17 protein-coding genes and 2 pseudogenes are annotated in these 17,382 nt (G+C 55.4%); 10 read left to right on the top strand and 9 right to left on the bottom strand.

The window, feature by feature from the left end:
* Window positions 1-348 precede the first annotated feature (348 nt).
* The 4 genes from C2862_RS24225 to C2862_RS24210 form a co-directional block, all read right to left on the bottom strand.
* Window positions 349-1,326, bottom strand: a complete 978-nt coding sequence (locus C2862_RS24225) for an ATP-binding protein (protein ID WP_136223499.1) — start codon at window positions 1,324-1,326, stop codon at window positions 349-351.
* Between the two features lie 11 nt (window positions 1,327-1,337).
* The gene (locus C2862_RS24220) at window positions 1,338-2,747 is read right to left on the bottom strand and encodes a Mu transposase C-terminal domain-containing protein (protein ID WP_168710159.1); all 1,410 of its coding nucleotides are present in this window, start codon (window positions 2,745-2,747) and stop codon (window positions 1,338-1,340) included.
* Between the two features lie 608 nt (window positions 2,748-3,355).
* Window positions 3,356-4,003, bottom strand: a complete 648-nt coding sequence (locus tag C2862_RS24215) for a hypothetical protein (protein WP_136223495.1) — start codon at window positions 4,001-4,003, stop codon at window positions 3,356-3,358.
* Window positions 4,004-4,336: 333 nt separating this feature from the next.
* On the bottom strand, window positions 4,337-4,726 hold the full coding sequence (locus C2862_RS24210) for a hypothetical protein (protein WP_136223493.1): 390 nt from the start codon (window positions 4,724-4,726) through the stop codon (window positions 4,337-4,339).
* A gap of 69 nt (window positions 4,727-4,795) precedes the next feature.
* On the opposite strand from C2862_RS24210, the gene C2862_RS24205 reads away from it, so the two are divergent.
* From C2862_RS24205 to C2862_RS26055, 3 genes and pseudogenes are all read left to right on the top strand, one after another.
* Entirely contained in the window at window positions 4,796-5,035 is a 240-nt protein-coding gene (locus tag C2862_RS24205; RefSeq protein ID WP_136223503.1) for a helix-turn-helix domain-containing protein, read from the top strand.
* A 63-nt stretch (window positions 5,036-5,098) separates the two neighbouring features.
* A pseudogene (locus tag C2862_RS24200) lies at window positions 5,099-5,198 on the top strand (transposase); the annotation flags it as partial.
* 76 nt (window positions 5,199-5,274) lie between these two features.
* Window positions 5,275-5,397, top strand: a complete 123-nt coding sequence (locus C2862_RS26055; RefSeq protein WP_229467585.1) for an H-NS histone family protein — start codon at window positions 5,275-5,277, stop codon at window positions 5,395-5,397.
* A 159-nt stretch (window positions 5,398-5,556) separates the two neighbouring features.
* On the opposite strand, the pseudogene C2862_RS24190 reads toward C2862_RS26055, so the two are convergent.
* Window positions 5,557-7,805, bottom strand: a pseudogene (locus C2862_RS24190) (P-loop NTPase fold protein).
* A gap of 713 nt (window positions 7,806-8,518) precedes the next feature.
* Between C2862_RS24190 and C2862_RS24185 the strand changes: the two are divergent.
* The 4 genes from C2862_RS24185 to C2862_RS24170 all read left to right on the top strand — a co-directional run bounded on the left by C2862_RS24185 (window position 8,519) and on the right by C2862_RS24170 (window position 13,106).
* On the top strand, window positions 8,519-10,087 hold the full coding sequence (locus C2862_RS24185) for an ATP-dependent endonuclease (RefSeq protein WP_136223489.1): 1,569 nt from the start codon (window positions 8,519-8,521) through the stop codon (window positions 10,085-10,087).
* Window positions 10,072-11,103: an AAA family ATPase gene (locus C2862_RS24180; protein ID WP_136223487.1), complete on the top strand. Its 1,032-nt coding sequence runs from the start codon at window positions 10,072-10,074 to the stop codon at window positions 11,101-11,103. Before C2862_RS24185 ends, C2862_RS24180 begins: the two co-directional genes overlap by 16 nt.
* A 492-nt stretch (window positions 11,104-11,595) precedes the next feature.
* Complete coding sequence (locus C2862_RS24175) at window positions 11,596-11,874, top strand: hypothetical protein (RefSeq protein ID WP_136223485.1); 279 nt, start codon at window positions 11,596-11,598, stop codon at window positions 11,872-11,874.
* Window positions 11,871-13,106: a site-specific integrase gene (locus C2862_RS24170; RefSeq protein ID WP_136223483.1), complete on the top strand. Its 1,236-nt coding sequence runs from the start codon at window positions 11,871-11,873 to the stop codon at window positions 13,104-13,106. The genes C2862_RS24175 and C2862_RS24170 overlap by 4 nt, the downstream gene beginning before the upstream one ends.
* A gap of 240 nt (window positions 13,107-13,346) precedes the next feature.
* On the opposite strand, the gene C2862_RS24165 is transcribed toward C2862_RS24170, so the two are convergent.
* Window positions 13,347-13,742, bottom strand: coding sequence for a DUF6228 family protein (locus C2862_RS24165; protein WP_136223481.1), 396 nt, complete (start codon window positions 13,740-13,742; stop codon window positions 13,347-13,349).
* 721 nt (window positions 13,743-14,463) lie between these two features.
* Window positions 14,464-15,090, bottom strand: coding sequence for a tyrosine-type recombinase/integrase (locus C2862_RS24160; RefSeq protein WP_136223479.1), 627 nt, complete (start codon window positions 15,088-15,090; stop codon window positions 14,464-14,466).
* 152 nt (window positions 15,091-15,242) lie between these two features.
* Between C2862_RS24160 and C2862_RS24155 the strand changes: the two genes are divergently transcribed.
* On the top strand, window positions 15,243-15,575 hold the full coding sequence (locus C2862_RS24155; RefSeq protein WP_136223477.1) for an H-NS family nucleoid-associated regulatory protein: 333 nt from the start codon (window positions 15,243-15,245) through the stop codon (window positions 15,573-15,575).
* A 117-nt stretch (window positions 15,576-15,692) separates the two neighbouring features.
* Here C2862_RS24155 and C2862_RS24150 read toward each other — a convergent pair whose 3' ends face one another.
* Window positions 15,693-15,965: a hypothetical protein gene (locus C2862_RS24150; protein WP_136223475.1), complete on the bottom strand. Its 273-nt coding sequence runs from the start codon at window positions 15,963-15,965 to the stop codon at window positions 15,693-15,695.
* A 244-nt stretch (window positions 15,966-16,209) separates the two neighbouring features.
* Here C2862_RS24150 and C2862_RS24145 point away from each other — a divergent pair, with 244 nt between their 5' ends.
* Window positions 16,210-16,470, top strand: coding sequence for a hypothetical protein (locus C2862_RS24145; protein WP_136223473.1), 261 nt, complete (start codon window positions 16,210-16,212; stop codon window positions 16,468-16,470).
* Window positions 16,471-16,623: 153 nt separating this feature from the next.
* A complete protein-coding gene (locus C2862_RS24140) occupies window positions 16,624-17,043 on the top strand; it encodes a hypothetical protein (RefSeq protein ID WP_136223471.1) in 420 nt (139 codons plus the stop codon).
* 53 nt (window positions 17,044-17,096) lie between these two features.
* Here the strand turns inward: C2862_RS24140 and C2862_RS24135 are convergent, their stop codons facing one another.
* On the bottom strand, window positions 17,097-17,378 hold the full coding sequence (locus C2862_RS24135; protein ID WP_136223469.1) for a hypothetical protein: 282 nt from the start codon (window positions 17,376-17,378) through the stop codon (window positions 17,097-17,099).
* Between the last annotated feature and the right edge of the window lie 4 nt (window positions 17,379-17,382).

Below are 17,382 nucleotides of genomic sequence, written 5' to 3'. Positions count from 1 at the left end.
CCTACTCGCACCGCTCGGCTATATACCGCCAGCCGAAGCTGAGGCAAACTATTACAAGCAACTGAGCAGTCAAGCCATTCCGGCCTGACTCACACTAACCGGCCTCCACGAAAGCCGGGGCGATTCAACATCGGGCTTAATGCATATTGCGGTTCGCCGCCCCGAAGTTCGGTTCGCAACGAGTTGAGCGAGCTCCTTTGCCGTTATCTGGTTTAGCTGGGCAAACTTCCAGAAAAGCGTGCACACTGATTCCCCGCGAATGTGCCAAGCCGGCCGCCAGGACCATTGCTCTGACTCTGCGCGATAAGTGTCGAGAAGAATCCGGCCAGTTTCCATCGTGGCACCCGATCAATTGGAAGGCATGCCTAGATAGAGTTCTTGCAGTGCCTCGGAAAAAAGCGACTCTGCGACTGCCTCGTCCCACATCTTCGGAGTGAACTTGAAGTCCAACATGTCGTGCTTCATGTTCGTTTCCAATGCGATCTCTATCGTGTGGGCGAAGTATTGCATTGGGATTTCCAACGGCACAGCAATGCGCGACTTTAAGTGCGCTCGCATGAAGGCCTCCCATACTGCTGACGCCTGGTCTACCAAGCGAAAACCTGCATCGAATGCTTGAGGATAAAAGAATCTTGTGTAGGTCCACTCGGTGGCGGGAGGATACACTGCCTCATCGTAACCTTGCAGACATGTTGCAAGGCTGTCCGCATCTGCTAAGCCGTCGAAGCGCATCTCAGCAATCATGAAGCGCAGAATAATTTGAGTATGGTTACTTTGTCGCAATGCCGTCTTCTGGTTGAGGAGCTGAGGTTGCCCCACTAACAGCGTAATCATTCGTATGCCCTTGCGTTCCAGACAGTCGTGTACATCACGCAACCACTCATACTCAAGAACTTCTAGGCGTTGGGCTTCGTCAGCGAAGATTACGAACCAGTTGTGACCGGAAGCGTCGACAAGTTCAGCAATTCGCTCGTTAAGTCGGCGGCGCTTACGTGTTACAGAACCGGTCAGTGCGTTAGGGTGCCCTGAGGCTTCAAGAAGCATCGTGAAGAATGCGTCTTCAGACGGCGCTTTCTTTGCTTCGGTACCACAGGACAGGCAAACTACCCCAGGGTAATCGTACTGAAGTGCATTCTTAACGTATCGAATACCGTAGGTTTTTCCGAAACGAGGATAGGCGAAAATGACTGCGCCTGGTGTGTGCATTCGGACAAGTTTTTTTATCTTGAGCATCAGCGCGTCAATGGTAGGCGTCGGAATGATGTACTGATGTCGCGTTACAGGATGCTGTTCGACCAAGATCGGGCGTTCATGAATGTTCGACATTCCTTGCCTCATTAAAAGGTAATTGTGCGACGGATCTTCAGTACTTTCGGCTTAGGCGGATCTGCAGGCACGGTTTCTGAGGTTATTACTGTCTCGCATTGCGAGGCTGGTGGGATCTCTGGAGTACTAGGGAGCACATCAGCAACGCGACATGCTGTTGAGAGATCAGCCGAGGTTGGCGGAGGCAGCTCGATATGAGGCACCATGCTAAGCTGAGCCTTCGCGAGAGCGTTCACGGCTCGTTTGCTAGTCTTTACCTGACGCCACCTGTAGCGAGTCCAGGCTACAACTGGGCATTCATCGTGTGTCAGTATTAACTTGCGCTCAGCGATAAGTCGATGAATTTCTTGGCGTAAGCGCAGCGAATGCGGAGTGAGATTCCACGGCCGAGCGGCAGTTAGTACGCCCAGTTCAGTGCCATCTTCGAAAAAAGCCTTCACTGCGCGGATATCTCGAACGTCGTAATAAATTCTGACCTTCCGGCCTATAAGTCCCGAGTTACCGGCCAGGATCGTGCTGGTGTAGCGCACATGACAGAAGTTGATATGCGGACGCGTGCCCGATGCTGCCGATCCTTTGATCTGTACGATTCTGGCTTCTTGCATCAAGCATAAATTGCTGCGCAGTGGCATCGGTACGGTTCGCACCTCCCAATCCGGTGACCTCACGGAATATGCCATGGCTTCCAACGGTGTCTTCCCTCCCACGCCTGAGTGGGCCGTTGCGTTGTAGTTTGATTGAAGGACATGGACCATGTCTTCCAATTCAGGCAACTCAACGAAAAGACGCAAGTCTCCTTTAGGATCACTTAGCGCACGCTCAATAGAGTCCGGTGAGCTTCCAACGGTTCCTGGAAGGCGATGAGCGAAATGCCGCGCTATAAGATGAAAAAATCGCTCTATATACGGTCGGTCGTTTGGAGTTGCTGGCGGGCCGTTATCGGTCCAACACCCGACTATTTGATTAAGGCGAATCAGGGTGTCGCCTGCCAGATGTGACTTGGCGCCATCCATACGGAACCAGTCCCAACATGCAAAAGCTGTTTGGGGCACGATTGCGGACGGGAATCCGCCACCTTCTTTAACAATAAGCTCAGGAATTCTGTAGTGTCTTGGGAGGGCCGGCGTTAACGCAGCTTGTATCGTAGCAGCGACGTCGTCCTTGTTATATTCTTGCCCCAACGCTATGTGATAGCCGAGCACCGCTCGCGTGTAGACATCGAGTATGACCAGGATCCATACCCGCTGAAGCTCCAACGTTTGTTCCATTCCAAACGGGTCAATCATCTTGATCGTCAGACGCAGATCCATTCGATGGCCATCGAACTCGACAACATCGAATGGGCGGGTCGCCGCCGGTGCTTGCTCGACCCCACCTGGCGCGGTACGAGAGCTTTTTCCACCCGCGTGTGAAACAGCCATATCAAAGTCCTCGTTAACGAGAGAGCTAATAAAAGTACTCAGGCTTCGGAGCGCTTGGCGCGCCGTATTTAAAGGATATCTATCCGCTGTAATTCCTGCATCTCTACACGTTTTGATAAACTCTCTATGTATATCGCGGATTGGCTGCCTGACTTGTTTGCCCGCTCTGACTGGCCGACATCGGTTACGAACGGCGTTGCGGATGGTCTGCTCGATCGTAGGGTAGTCTCGCATCAGCTGGGAAAAAGCGCCTGCGCAGCCTGTGCGCTCGTACGCAACTGGCTGGACTGCTGTCTGGCGCTCGTATGCCTTTATGCGGATATATTTCAACGCTGCGCGAAATCCCCATATTTTTCCGTCTGGATGCTTTGCCAGACACTTCCTCGCTGCGCGGTAGAGTGTTTCCCTATGCACCCCGTATTGCCGGAGGATGCTCGCTACTGGCATCGGAGCATCCGAAAAAAGGTCCCAGAGTGCTTGGCAAAGCGCGGTTGTCTTGTTCTGTTCATCCCATCGCAAATGGGAAGTATCTACGCTTGGCCAAAGCTCTACGGGCGGGGCTCCAAGCAAAAGGGCTTGTCTGTCAAAACGTTTGCCGGAATCCCTGGTCATGGGCGAGCGATGACGTGGTTGCGGGTAAGTCTGTGGGTAGCAAGTTCGCTACATACGGCCTCACCTCGATGCAACAGCTGGAAGATCGCCAGCCGAACTGTAGAGGCATCGAAGTCTGATAATTCGGATTGAAGTTGCGCGATCGACTTTCGCGTATCTAATCTCGCCTTCACGTCATTGCAAAGAGGCTCTGGGATGAAACGTTCGAATGCGGCCAAGTCCCGGATGATCGATCCCCAGTTCGCAAGTGTGATCTGGTGGTCAGTCATGTCGCCCGGATCGATGCATCTGATCGGAATACCTTCGACCGACGTGCCTGAGAGAGATTGAATGTCCGAGGCGGGTTCCTCGTTATCGCTTGATTTCTGGACTTGGTTTCGCATCAAGACGAGTAGTTCTTCGCCTTCCGCACGTTGCACCCAGAAGTCGAAGGCCCGTACTGGACGGCTGCCTGGAATGATTATGGGGCGTTCGCAATAGCTCAGCACTGAACTACTAGCCTCCAAAGTAATCCAGAGGTCGAGCGCATGGCGGCCAAAAAGCGTTATTTGCCGATGCAATTTGGGGGAATAGACATCGTAGCGATGACAACCGAACGGTCGGCGGTTGAACCCAGACTCTCTGAAGCGGGGAACACAAGCCATGCCTCCTCCAAAACTCAGCAGTAGGACGTAATCGTATGCTGTTAATAATAGTCCGGCGCACGATTGAAATAACGGCTGTTGGCGTGTACGAGCGCCTGACACAGCCTACCTGAAGATAGCTGGTCGCTCATCGCACCAATCTGCCCAACTCTCGTCAATCGCTAAGGGCAGACGGCTACGGGTTAGCGATCGAACGGCCCTGACAGAGATCCTATTCGGCTTCAAGACTGGGCTATCGTGGGAGTATCTGCAGTGTGAGCTCGGCTGCCGTGGCAGCATGGCTTCCTAGCGTCGCTCTCACGAATGGATGCAAGCAGGTGTCTAGCGGCGTGCTCATGAGGCAGTCTTGCGTCGGCTGCGTGAGCCCTTCGGTGTATCGAAGATATTCGTTTTGTCAGCCGCTGGAGCTAAAGCAACCCCCCACCGCCTCAGCTTTTCCATTGCTAGTTCCATCCGATACAGTCCCAAGTAGTCAAAAAGTTTCTCGTCAGACATCTTGACCGCGCCGGATGCCAATTCCTGACTTAGCAGATGCAGCACCAGGTCAACAGGAATACGCACGAGTTCGAAGTCTGCTTTCTCATCAGCTTGAATTATTCGCTCTGCTCCCTGAAGTGCGGTATCTAGCCAACGGTCAGTCAAATTTGACGGTAGCGCCGCAGAGGGTGAGCTGTGTAGTACGTCATGCGCAAGTTGAGAACGTAGGCTGATCGAATTGTTCACGAGACTCTCCTGAGGAAATGAGGCGTAGATGCCGTGGCCTATTTTGCCCCAAAACCTAATGATTGGGGGATGAGACTTGGCGGATATGAAAATTCTGAGCAGCTTGTGGCAATTGGCGCCGCCATACGAACTTGTCGGCAGAACCAAGGAATATCTCAAGAGCAACTTGCTTATATGGCTGAGATTGACCGAAGCCATATGGGGAAGATTGAACGAGGCGAACGTAACGTAAGTGTGTTGAACCTCATCCGCATATGCACGGCGTTACAAACTCGTGCGTCTGAGCTGTTATCAGCTGCAGACTGCTAAGTAGTACGGTCGAAGGTACGAACCGCTGGGTAGTTCGAATCGAGGCGGCTAACGTCCAAATAAAACAGCTCGGGAAGAAAGGAGCGTTTGCTCGGCATTAGCGAGGGAGGTGACGCGTATTTGCGCAGTTTGCTCGTGCATGGGGCCAGAGCCGTGATCCGCACCTCACATTGCTCGGAACACTGTCCGAAAAGCTGCTTCGCGCCATTAAAGTCGCTAAAACGCCAAAGCAAGGCAACGTGCAGTCCAAGTACCGGAATCCAGAAGATCCGGACCAACGATGGAGTGGTCGGGGACGAAAGCCGGCATGGGTCAAGGCGTGGGTCGCATCTGGAAAGTCCTTCGAAGACGCGGAAGCGTAATGGAAGGTTGTTGCTCCTGATTCCGACGTCTCAGTAAGGTCTGCAATCGGCTCCGGCTGTGTAAAAACGCGAGATCTGCGTGTAATCGCTCCGGTTGTACCTTAGCTCGCGCAGCGCAAAGTCGGCATACTGGCTCATCGTGCTTCTTGCCCTCGCTGCTCAGCCGGCAGCGCCGGTGGTATGCCTATCCCATTCTTCGAATGCGCCTTGCAGGGTCCGCAGGGCTACCTCGCGGTCGGGGAAGTCGGTCGGGTCGATCGCTTCACATCTGTGCCTCGCGACGTCGATGCCAATGAAGTCATCGATCGTGTCCCTATCGAACGTACTTTGAGAAATGGAGACGTGATCACCCCAAGTGTGGCTCGATGTCGTCTTCATCAATCGCATCACCAGGTTTGCGAATCCGGCGTCGGTGCTCGTCACTTCTGTAACCCAAGTGCGAGGTTCATCAAATGTGCCCGCATAGTCTCTCCACGTATACAGTTGCGTTAACAGGTCCGGTTGCGCGAGCAGCGCATTCGTGTCGAGAGCACGGTTCCTCATGATCCGAAGCCATTCGATCTTCATCGCCTCGACAGTGTGTAAGTCAAGCGCCGGCTCGAACGCCCGACCGGACTCCTGGCCCCGAGTGTCCGGGTCACTTAGATGGATTATCAATGACCCCACGGACAATGCCTCGGTCTGTCGAAGTGCGTCGAGTGCCAGCGCCCCTCTCTCTCCCGGAGCGACTCGTTTCAGAAATCGGTTGGTCGAGCGCCATGCTAATACCCATGAAGAACTGAACGGGTTAGCTTCTTCTATGCCGGCAAGCCTCTGAGCGATGACAAACATCCCGGGGAGCAGGACCGCAGCGTGTTGCACCGGAAGGCGTTCGACAGCTTCGTCGAGCCTGGCGACCAGCGACGTAAGCAGATCCTCAGCCTCCACTCCGTCGATCGCGGCAGTGAGACCGTCTCTTGTCGCCGCGGCGTCGAGAAACGCTACGAAGTCACTTTCCGGAATTTCGCCGGGCGCTGTTTGAAGCTCGAAGTAGCGTGGAAAGCAGCGTGTCGTGCACACACGCTTTTCGCCGATCCACATGAGATGAAAATCGTCCGCGTACTCCATTCCGTCGTAGGCCCATTCAAGCGGCGGGAAAAGATCCCTCAGTGCATCCCGGGCGATGTCTCGACGCTCCGTTTTCACGAGCGTCAGGAGTTGCTCGGCCGCCGCCTGATCAGCCTCGCGCCGGCCGCCGTCACGAAAGCGCGCCCGCTGGAGAAGGAGCCTTCTCTCCCGGAACAGTGCTTGATGCAGGTCCGGTTCGAAGACGCGCAGCGTTTCAAGGAGAAGGAAGTCGACGATATTCACCTCGAACACGTCGCTCGCCACATGCAGCGGGAGATGCACCGCAATGGACGAGATCAGGCGGCGCGCATCGCGCAGATTCCGTAGCAAGGGCTGAACGCAGCCGATATAGGCGTTGCCCCAGCGCCTCTGCGAGAATCCATTCGCCGTGGTCGCATAAGCACCTACCAGCTCTTCGAGTTCGGCCGCAAACAACTGATGGACCATCGAAAGAGGCACCGCCGGCAGGTCGAAGTTGGCCTGCACGATCTTCTCTAGGAAGGCCCGTCCATCATTATCGGCCACGGGATCCAGCGCGCGCTCCACGATGCTGGGCTGGAAAAGCAGAACAAAAACGATGTTGGGCAGATTGGCATTGGCTTTCACTTGCCGCAGCAGTATTCGAATCTGATGGGTTCAAGCCGATCGATGTCGTCGACGAACACAACAAGTGGCCGGTCGAGCTCACGAAGTCGTTCTTCAAGGTTTTTGCGGATCTTGTCGAGCGAGTCTTTGGTGCGGTCCGGTGCGAAGAACGAGATCACCTGCCCCAAAATGGGCACGACAACCGAGGCGCCAAGGAGAAAAGCCGCCACCCTAGCTACCGTCGGGAGTTGGAAGCCGATTCCCGTGGCGATGGCGACCAACGACGCGTTGGTCACCACCGTCAAGACAAACGAAGTTTTGCCCGCGTATTTCTTGATCGACGTGCCACTGCCAGCCAGGATCGCGCCGTAGCGTCGCAGCGCCTCCGCGCGGTCGAGGGCACCCGGTGAATGATCCCCACCCAAACGAGCCGCTATCTGACTGAAGAGAGCCCGGGTGATCGTATCAGCGTCCCCCCATTGCCATGGATTGAAATCGAGCCAGTCCGCGCCTTGCTTAGTGTCGAGCCGCTCTGTGACCAGGTTCTTGAGGGAAGACTTGCCGAAACCCCAGCCACCGCGAATGGCGAATACGCGTCCCTCGCGGGGGCTCAGTTCCGAGAGGACCGTGGCGATCCGATCAGCGAAGACCGCCCTTCTCAGACGGTCTTCCGATCTCGTCCGAATGGGGGCCTCGGCCCCAATACCGGTGTCCATCGGTTCAGCTCTCGCCGCGTAGGCTTGCTTTCGGGCCCGACGACGCGCCCGCCACGCCGCGACACGCATCTGCAGCTTGGTCAGCATGGCGAATCCACCTGATGACGGTTCGTTGCAAGAAACTGCACTCACGTGGTCATCGCGCTGCGCGGGGTCTCATCTTTATGGCTGAGGTCGTTCTTGGCGGCGGTACTGGTGCGTTGTCGACCCATTCCTGTTTCCGAGCAGTAAGTTTGACGGACAAGCCTATGTCGCTTGCCGTTTGATAATGTAAAAGTTGTCCTATTGCCCAGTTAGCGGCTTGCGTCTGACCCAGGCTGATCTGATCGTCCGTTTATGGCCGATCTCAGCAGTTCATTTTACGACAGCTGTTGACCAAAGGAGAAGTTCGAGCTCGTGTGACGGTTGCCTGCTCTGCAAGCAGTTGCCGTTGTGTGCCACCAATACTTGCATGTCTCCTGTGTTGTGGATTGTCGTCAGCAATGGTCGCGGCAAGGGCCAACGAATGTAAGGCTGAGGTGCCTTGACCTTTGGTGCTTTCATCGACCCGCGATCTTGTCCATTTCTCACTCCCGCCAAGCTTGTTACTATGCTGAACTGCATACGCGAGAAGCATATCTTGGTCTGCATCCAATTCGATCCGATAGCCGCAGATGACGGCGGCATTGCGGGAATTTCTAATTTGACTCGGTACTGAATGGGAGAAGAAAGGCGTGGGAACAATTCGGCGGTTGGTACTCAAAAATTTCAAGCGTTTCAAGGCGTTGGAACTGGAATTCGATCCGGAGCTGAATATCCTGGTTGGCGGCAACGAAGCCGGAAAGAGTTCGGTGCTTCAGGCGATGGACATCGTGCTGAGCACCAGTCGCAGCAAGGTCGAGGGCATCGGGCTCGAAGCACTGTTCAACGCTGACTGCATCGCCGAGTTCCTCGCTGGCGCCAGGAAAATCATCGACCTGCCCGAGCTGCTAATCGAGGTCTACTTCGATGACCTGCCGGGTCGCCACGACCTAGATGGCCGGAACAACAGCAAGGGTACCGACCACCTAGGCATTAAGATGGTTTGCAAGCCAATCGACGAGTACACAAAGGAGATCCAGGCCATCTTGGCAGAGAGGCACGAGAACTTCCCTTTCGAGTATTACGGCGTACAGTTCCTGACGTTCACGGACGAGGCTGTCTTTCCGTACAAAAAGCCGCTGCGGCACCTGCTGATCGATAGCTCACTAATCAACAACGAGCACGCCACGCGCGAGTACACTCGCTCAATGTATGCCGCGCATGCGAACGTTGCCCAGCGCAACCTACACGGCTTCGAATACCGAAAAGCGAAGGCGAAGTTCAAGGACGACGTCTTCAAGACGATGAACGAGGGGCTAGATGCCTACAAGTTCGATGTCAGGACGAGCCCGAAGGCCAGCGTCGAGACGGACATCATCATCACCGAGGACGATATCCCGGTGGACAGCAAGGGCAAGGGCCGCCAGTGCTTTATCAAGACAGAGTTCGCTCTGCGCAACCGGGAGCATGCGCTTGACGTGCTTTTGCTGGAGGAGCCGGAGAATCATCTCAGCCAGGTGCATATGCGCAAGTTGATCGAGCGCATTCGTGCCTCCGTCAAGAAGCAGCTCTTTGTCGCCACGCACAGCAGCTTCATTGCCACAAGGCTGAATCTCCAGAAGGTCCTGATCCTGAGCGAAGAAAACCCGTCGCGACCGGCCAGCCTGAAGGATCTCAGCCCGGGAACCGCCGAGTTCTTCATGAAGGCACCGGACAACAACGTCCTGGAGCTAGCCTTGTGCAAAAAGGCGATCCTGGTCGAGGGCGACGCGGAATTTATCCTGATGGAGGCGCTCTACAAAATTAGCGCCCCGGGGTGTAGCCTGGATGCCGATGGCATTCATATGATCTCGATCGATGGCACCAGCTTCAAGCGCTACCTCGAACTTGCCAAGCTGCTGGCCATCAAAGTCGCGGCGATCCGCGACAACGACAAGGACCATGCAGCCACCTGTGTCGCCAACTACTCGGACCATGTGTCGGCATCAATCCAGGTCTTTGCGGACCCCGACAACGCCCGCCATACCTTCGAGGTCTGCATATACCAGGACAACCAGACCGCCTGCAAGGAGCTGTTCGCGGCGGGGCGCAAGAGCCTGAGTGTCGAGGAATACATGCTGAAGAACAAAACCGACGTCGCGTTCCAGCTCTTGGAAAAGAAGGGCGCCGCGTTGGCAGCCCCGGGTTACATTCAGCAGGCGGTGGCATGGATAAGAGCGTAGTCTTTGCAGTCGCCGGGTCGGGCAAGACCACCCGCTTGGTCACTGCGCTGGACGAGGCGCGGCGCTTCCTGCTGGTCACGTATACTGAAGCCAACCACAACAACCTGCGCGCCAAGGTCATTGAGCGCTTCGGCTATCTGCCGCCCAACATTTCGATCTACACCTACTTCAGGTTCCTGCACAGCTTCTGCTACCGGCCGTTCTTACGCTCTAAGAAGGACACACTCGGGATCACTTTCAGCGCTCCTGACAGGTTTCCGGTCTACCCCTTGACCGATGACCGGCGCTACATGTCGCCCGGCCGCTGGCTCTATGCAAACCGTCTCGCCAAGTTCATCGAGCAGTCTGGCCTGATTGGTGCGGTGCTGGCCCGCATGGAAAAGTACTTCGACGCCTTCTTCGTCGACGAGGTACAAGATTTCGGCGGGCATGACTTCAACTTCCTGTTGTCCATCAGCGCGGCCCAGGTCAATATGATCTTTGTCGGCGACTTTCACCAGCACACCTTCGACACGAGCCGTGATGGCAACGTCAATTCAAACCTTCATGAGAATTACTATGCCTACAAGAAGAAGTTCGAGCAGGCTCGGCTGAAGGTCGATACCGACAGCCTCCAGCGCAGCCGACGCTGCAGCAAGAACGTCTGCGACTTCATCACGGAGAAGATTGGCATCGACATTCAGGCACTTGACGAGCGGATCAGTGTAGTGCGTTTCGAGGACGACCCGGCAGCAGTTGCGGCCCTCTACCGGGATCCGGAGACGGTCAAGCTGTTCTACAAGGAACACCAGAAGTACGGCTGCTTCTCCCAGAACTGGGGAGCGTCCAAGGGCATGGACAATTATGAGGACGTGTGCGTAGTGCTGAATCCTGGCAATGTGAAGGCTTGGAATGCTGGCAGTTTCCGGGACATCAACCCGGAGACGCGCAACAAACTATACGTCGCCTGTTCCCGCGCAAGAGGTAACCTAACGTTCGTCCCCGAAGCCCTGCTGAAGGGGTATAAGCGCTGCTGAGTACTGCCGCGCCGTACGTGAGAAACCTGCGTCTTGGACGCAGCCGCCGTATTTATCGCATTGGCGCTCGCGGACGGGGAATGTCCGGCTGCCGCGGGACTGGGGCTGCGCCAGTCCCAGATAGCCGCTGGATACCCGGGAACAGCTGTGCCCGGCCACGCCGCTGGCGCGACTGCCGGGTTTAGCCACGTCTACTTCCTCCATTTAAGCTCTTCGTACTTTAAACTGTACGACCAATCGCAAGCAGTCTGTATTGAACATAAACATATGCTTTGAGCCATCGCGAAGTCACACATTTACTTCAATGCGAAATGAAGTAAATGTGTGACTGTTCGACGAATCTAAGATGGAATGCAGAGGAGGTGGACTAAAGCTAGACAGTCACACTTTTGCTTCATCGGACGACAAGCCGAGCAAGCCGTCGCTGATGCACAGGCACAGGCCGCCCGCCTGGCAGCCGAAATGCTCGCAGCACGGGCATCCTCGGAGGCCATGGCCGCGGAACTCGCGGCCGCACGCGGTCAGCTCAAGGAACAGGCAGTCCAGATCGGCAAGCTTGCTGTTGAATTTGAGCAAGCGCGTCTGTACAGCATGCGCGCGATCGACGACGCCCGCGGTGAAACCCGGGCGTGGCGTGAGAGGTGCGCCAGCGTCGAAGCGCAGGCGGTCGCTCGCGCACGGGAAGACAACATTTTGCTTGAGACGTTCCGCCAGCTGGCTTACCAGCGCGGCGCCACAATCCCTGCAGTACTCCAGAAAGGTCCTAAGTGAACGACAGATTGGTAGCGCAGTTCCAGAAGACCGATTTGATGGTCCCTGCCCCACAGCCTGATCACGCGCTCGGTCCTGTCGAAGACGACTGGGATGCGGCGGAGGTCTGGCTTCGGTCCGTCGCGCGCAAGAGCCGCAGCAGTTCCGGCGTAACCGCGGCCACTTACCGATTCCACCTGGCGAAGCTGCGCTGGTACTGCGAGAACGTGCGCCGGGTAACACCGTCGCGCTGGAGCCTGCAGGACGTCGAGGCGTTCAAGGACTTTCTGGCCGATCTACCGGCCGATGCCCTGTGTGCGCGCGACGGCGCGCGGTACGCGGCGCCAGACGATGCCGGCTATACGCCCTTCCGTGTGCAGCCCGCCGCCGGCAGCCGCTCGGACATCGAGCGCTTCGTTCACGCGATGTTCAAGGCATGGCATGGCACCGGCTACATACGCATCAATCCGATGGCCCTGGAAGGAGCCGGGACGCGCCGGTCGATCAACCCGCGCAGGGCCGTCGACGTGAACCTGTATGAGCTTGTCCTGGAAACCATAGAGAAAGAAGAGTTCGACAAGCCGGCCGCGCGAAAAACTAATTTGCGCGATCGCTTCATCCTGGTCGCGCTACGCGAACTGGGTTTGCGCGCCAGCGAGCTCGTGGGTTCCAAAATGGGCGCTTTCCAGCAGATTCCCGATACGAAAAGGAAGCGTCATTATTGGGTGTTCCAGGTCAGTGCATTGGTTGCCAAAGGCGGAAAAGAACGATGGGTACCCGTAACCCGCACCTTGCTCAAGGTGCTGGAGGACTATCGAGTGGCGTTCGACTTGTCACCGCAACCGGAAATTGATGAGAAAACCGCCCTGCTCCTTTCGCCACAAACGCAGGCCGTGGTGATCGCCGGCAAACCGGTACGCAAGGCAGCCGACCGCCGCTTCTTCGGGGCGTGGCAGGAACTGACGACAAGACAGTATCTCTATGCGATCGTTAAAAATCGCTTGAAGGTGACGGCCGATATGCTCCGCAAGGACGATCCTGTACTGGCGGTTCGTCTGGAGCAGGCCTCGCCGCACTGGTTCCGCCATACATTCGCAAAAGCTGCGCTCTTGCAGGGACAATCAATGCGGGAAGTAGCGAACCTGCTCGGGCACAAGAGCATGGACACGACCATGGTCTACACCAACCAGGATGCGCTGGATTCAGTGCGCGCCTACGAGCGCGAGAACATGGGGCCGGCTAGTGAGAGCTGATTCGTGAGCGCTGCTAAACCCGGCGGCAGCGTACTTGTGGACAAACAATGAAGTTGCTACAAGCTCTGCTATGAGGCGGACAGATTCCGGCATGCTGTTCTCGCAAATCATGTATGCCACAAAGGCTCGGCGAACGGTTCCGCATCGATCGCTTGCAATAATAAAGTCTGCCACAGCCTGGAGTGCACGCAGGGTGCGCGACAGTCCGCTTTCGACCCAATGCGGACTTGGTGTAGAGGCTTATTTGAAAAGCCGCGCCACCTCCTCTGCAAAATTCTCCAGCTGTCCTGCTTCGAATTTCAGGCATGTACGGAGCTGAGTATCACCGTCCTGACCGTTCAGAGTGATACGTAAACTGATGTGACCAGTCATATCCGACGTAGCAGCAATTCCGACGTTGCTTTCCAAGTCACGCCACGTTTTCTCCCCGGTCCAGCCCATCCATTCGGCAGCCATATCACGGAACAACTCTTCTAGCGGAAGGACCATGAATGTGGACGAAGAGGCGCAACCAGAGAACCGAGGAGTCTGCACAGATACATCGAAGCTAGTTTCTTCTTTCAGTCGTTCCCGAATTGCGAATGCTAAGACCGAGCCGTCGTCCGGCGACTTGAGTTCGTACCGCTGAGAGTTCATTACGTTCCGCAATAATGTGGTTGAAGAAGCCCAAGAGCTGGTTAGAGCTGGTTAGAGCTGGTTGCAGGAAGGTCTGCTTCTGGCCGAAAGCGGCCGTTTGCCCTCGCTAAGTGTACGGTAGATTCCGCTCATGGCGAACGTCAGTACAAGTAGTACGAGACGATACGGTTCAATCTAAGCATCGTTGCCGGCTTAGGAAAGCTGGAATGAGATTTCCAAGTTCGACGTAGCTCTTTAGCTTTAGCGCTTCCCAAAATTCTTGACTGACCGCGCTCGCATGTCACGCAGTATTTCAGACTTATCGCGCTTCGCAAGGACCGTTTCAAGGCGAACCACCTGCCGTGCTTTAGAAGTAGAGGAATCTGCAGATTTTGAATCGAGTCCAGCTGCGAATTGTTCAGTGTTTTTCTGCATCAAATACGAGCCTTTCCTTATCCATGCGTACGTTAACGCAAGATTTCATCAACGGTCTCTCAGGCAAATCGCTAGACCGCACGCCTCGACGGCGAGAGCGCGAGCAAGGTGGACCATTGGGGCGCGCGCGAACGCATCCGTGCCGTTCGCACCGACCCGGACCGCGCTATGGCTGCTAGAGGACGGTCCGCGCGGCCTGCTCCTAATCCTGACACCGAAGAGGTAGACCAGAGGGAACTACGCGGTGTGGCATGCCCGCTTTTTGGCCAATAGCGGACCCAAGGCCCATCTACGTGGGCCTCATACATTAAACCTCAGTTTGCTCAGCAATCTCCAAGGCGTCGTCAACTTCAATGCCCAGGTAGCGAACCGTGCTCTCCAGCTTAGTATGCCCGAGAAGCAACTGAACCGCGCGGAGGTTTTTTGTTCGCCGATAGATCAAGGTAGCCTTTGTGCGACGCATAGTGTGCGTGCCGTATGCTGCCGCGTGTAGACCGATAGAATTGACCCAACCTAACAAGATGCGTGCGTACTGACGAGTCGACAGATGACCTGTATCGGTCACTCGACTGGGAAACAGATGCTGGCCAGAGGTCAGCTTTCGATGATTGAACCAACTGAGCACTGACTGACGAGTCTGCTCGGTAATCTCAAACTGAACAGGCCTTTGCGTCTTTTGTTGCATGACGATGGCACGATGGACGATGCTTTGGCCTTGTGCGACATCTTTCACGCGGAGACTTACCAGGTCGCAGCCGCGAAGCTTACTGTCGATCGCCAAGTTGAAGAGCGCCAGATCTCTCAAACGCTCGGCTAACTGAAATCTTATCCTGATCGCCCAGATCTCTTTGAGCTTCAACGGTAACTTTTGACCGATTAGCCGTCCTTTGTTCCATGGGTCTCGACTCCTTGTGCTTCCGGCGCTAGCGTCCATACATCCTCCTCATTGGGTGAAAATGGATTTTCTCCTATGGGCTGGCCTCAGCACTGCGCCCATCCATGCGCACTTTCGTAAATAAAACTGGGCGCTGCGGCGCATAGTAGAATCGACTAAACACAAGCACACACACGACGAAAGGCTTACAGATGGCGAAAATTGACTTGGCTGGTTACACCTTAAGCGAGCTAAAAGGCCTACAGCACGACGTGGAAAGAGCAATCAAGGATCGTCAGCAACAGGATGTGCAGAAAGCACGCGAGCAGATTCTTGCGATTGCCAGAAACGCCGGCGTCTCCGTGGAAGAGCTGCTCGGCAATGGAGGGCCGAAGGCTAAGAAGGCAACTGGCAAGGAGGTAGAAGCGAAGTATCAAAACCCCAAAGACACCTCGCAAACCTGGACAGGCCGCGGCCGCCAACCAAGGTGGATGGCAGAAGCGGTAGCCAACGGCAAGAGGCCTGACGACTTCCTGATGAAATAAGGACGTTCGTAGCTCCGCACCGCCCCTGACAGACGTCTGCTTGCGGCCAGGTTGAGACGTTGCGTCGTAACCACCATGAGGGCTGGAATGCCGAGCAAAATAGCGCAAGCGGGCACCTCAGCGCGTAGAGCGCTTTGCGTAACGACCAAATTCAGGAATAGAGAAACGCGAAGCGCCAAACACCTTCGTGGCGCCCCCTAAACTCGAGACCGATTTTGCGTTGTTCGGTTTTTGAAGCGCCAGGACACCACCTTTCTCTGCGGCACTAGATCCGGGGTATGCTGCGGTTACGCCCAGCTCATTCTCGGCTTTGCGTTGAGCTCGGCGCCGCTTTGAGTTAGCGCGATACGCCTCAATTGCAGCCGCTTCAAGCGATTTTTTCGTTTCCATTTGCCGCACTCCAACGAACCAATGCAAACAGTTTAGCAGAACGTTCGTATAGCTTGGTCGTGATGGACTGCACGTTTTTTACAATGGTAAGCAATGTTCCCGACGGCCGTTTTGGGTCGGGAGCTGCCTGTCGTGACAGTCAATGACCTTTCTGCGTTGGCAACATGCTATGCTGGCTCGACCGTCTGCAATCGGCCAGGAGTGGACGTTCGTCACTCCGTCAACGCATCATGGAGCGAACCCTATGCAAGCGAATAAATGGGTGGTTGGAGATGAATACGACGAAGCCGCGTTTGCCCGACTGAAGCGCGCACTGGGCGATCTGCAATATTCCGTTCGAGATCACTGGAACGGAGTAGCAGGCTCTCAGGAGATTCAGCACTGGACAGCGGTCGGTTCCCGCGGACAACTCACCATCGAGAGCGAGACATACGTTGGCCTTTCGGTTGAAGGGCTTTCATCGTTGATTGCTGACCTTAAAGTCCAGTACGAACAGACCCTTTGAAGGTCCGCTTCGGTTCGTTAGCGGCAGCTACAATGGGTCTGTTAACGGCCAGAAGCAGACGAAACTATCAATGCGGTAGTTCGGCAAGCGCGTCGGCATGATATATTAAATCTAAGACAACATATCGTAGAGAGTCAGCATGGATGACGAATCGTGAAAAAGACCAAGACATGGTCATTCATTGCAGCGTTCGCGACGATTGTTATTGTATTTGCATTTGTGCGGAAAGAAGGAGATCGGTGCTCTGAGGCGGGAACCATTGTCACGGAGAATGGTGCAGTCGAAATAGGATTACTTAGCGAGGCGCGACACCGGTACGGAACTATTCCGCTGGACGAAGTTGGAATCCAAGAGTTTGTCCTAGCCAACCCGAATTGCTGCTATGCGGTGGCTTTGCGAGGATCCGTTATCGATAGAATTTTCAGAAGGCGATCGGAGTTCGATGTAACACTGAAATATCGAGCAAATCGTGAGGTGGAAAAGCTTTTTGGTGGCAAGTTTTATGAGGCCGCTTATACAGTAGATAGCTGCGGAAAAATTCGTGAGCGTCAAGGTGGATTTTCCACCAGTTAGGCTTGGGGAGAGTCCGCTTTGGGTCGTAAGCGGAAGCAACGCACCCTGTGTGCTTACATAGCCCAAGACTCGCCTTCCTCGAAGGCTTCGTTGTAAGCATGGGCCAGCAAGTAAGCATGGCGCGCTGCAGCGGGTATGGCCGAAGCGGACATCATCAGCCAGTGCGCGCGCCGCTCTTCGGTCAGCGCATTCCACCAGGTCATACCCTGGTGCGAATCATCTTCCAGAACTAGGAATACCCCACCGCCTGCCTCCTGCCCGTCTTCGAGTAACGTCAGCTTCCAGCCGCCTCCGATGTCTGCTGGCCGCGGGTGAATTTCGTACGTGCGCTTCATAGCG

It is taken from the genome of Massilia sp. Mn16-1_5, from assembly GCF_004798585.1.
GTDB lineage: Bacteria > Pseudomonadota > Gammaproteobacteria > Burkholderiales > Burkholderiaceae_D > Telluria.
This window is presented reverse-complemented; position numbering and strand designations above follow the sequence as displayed.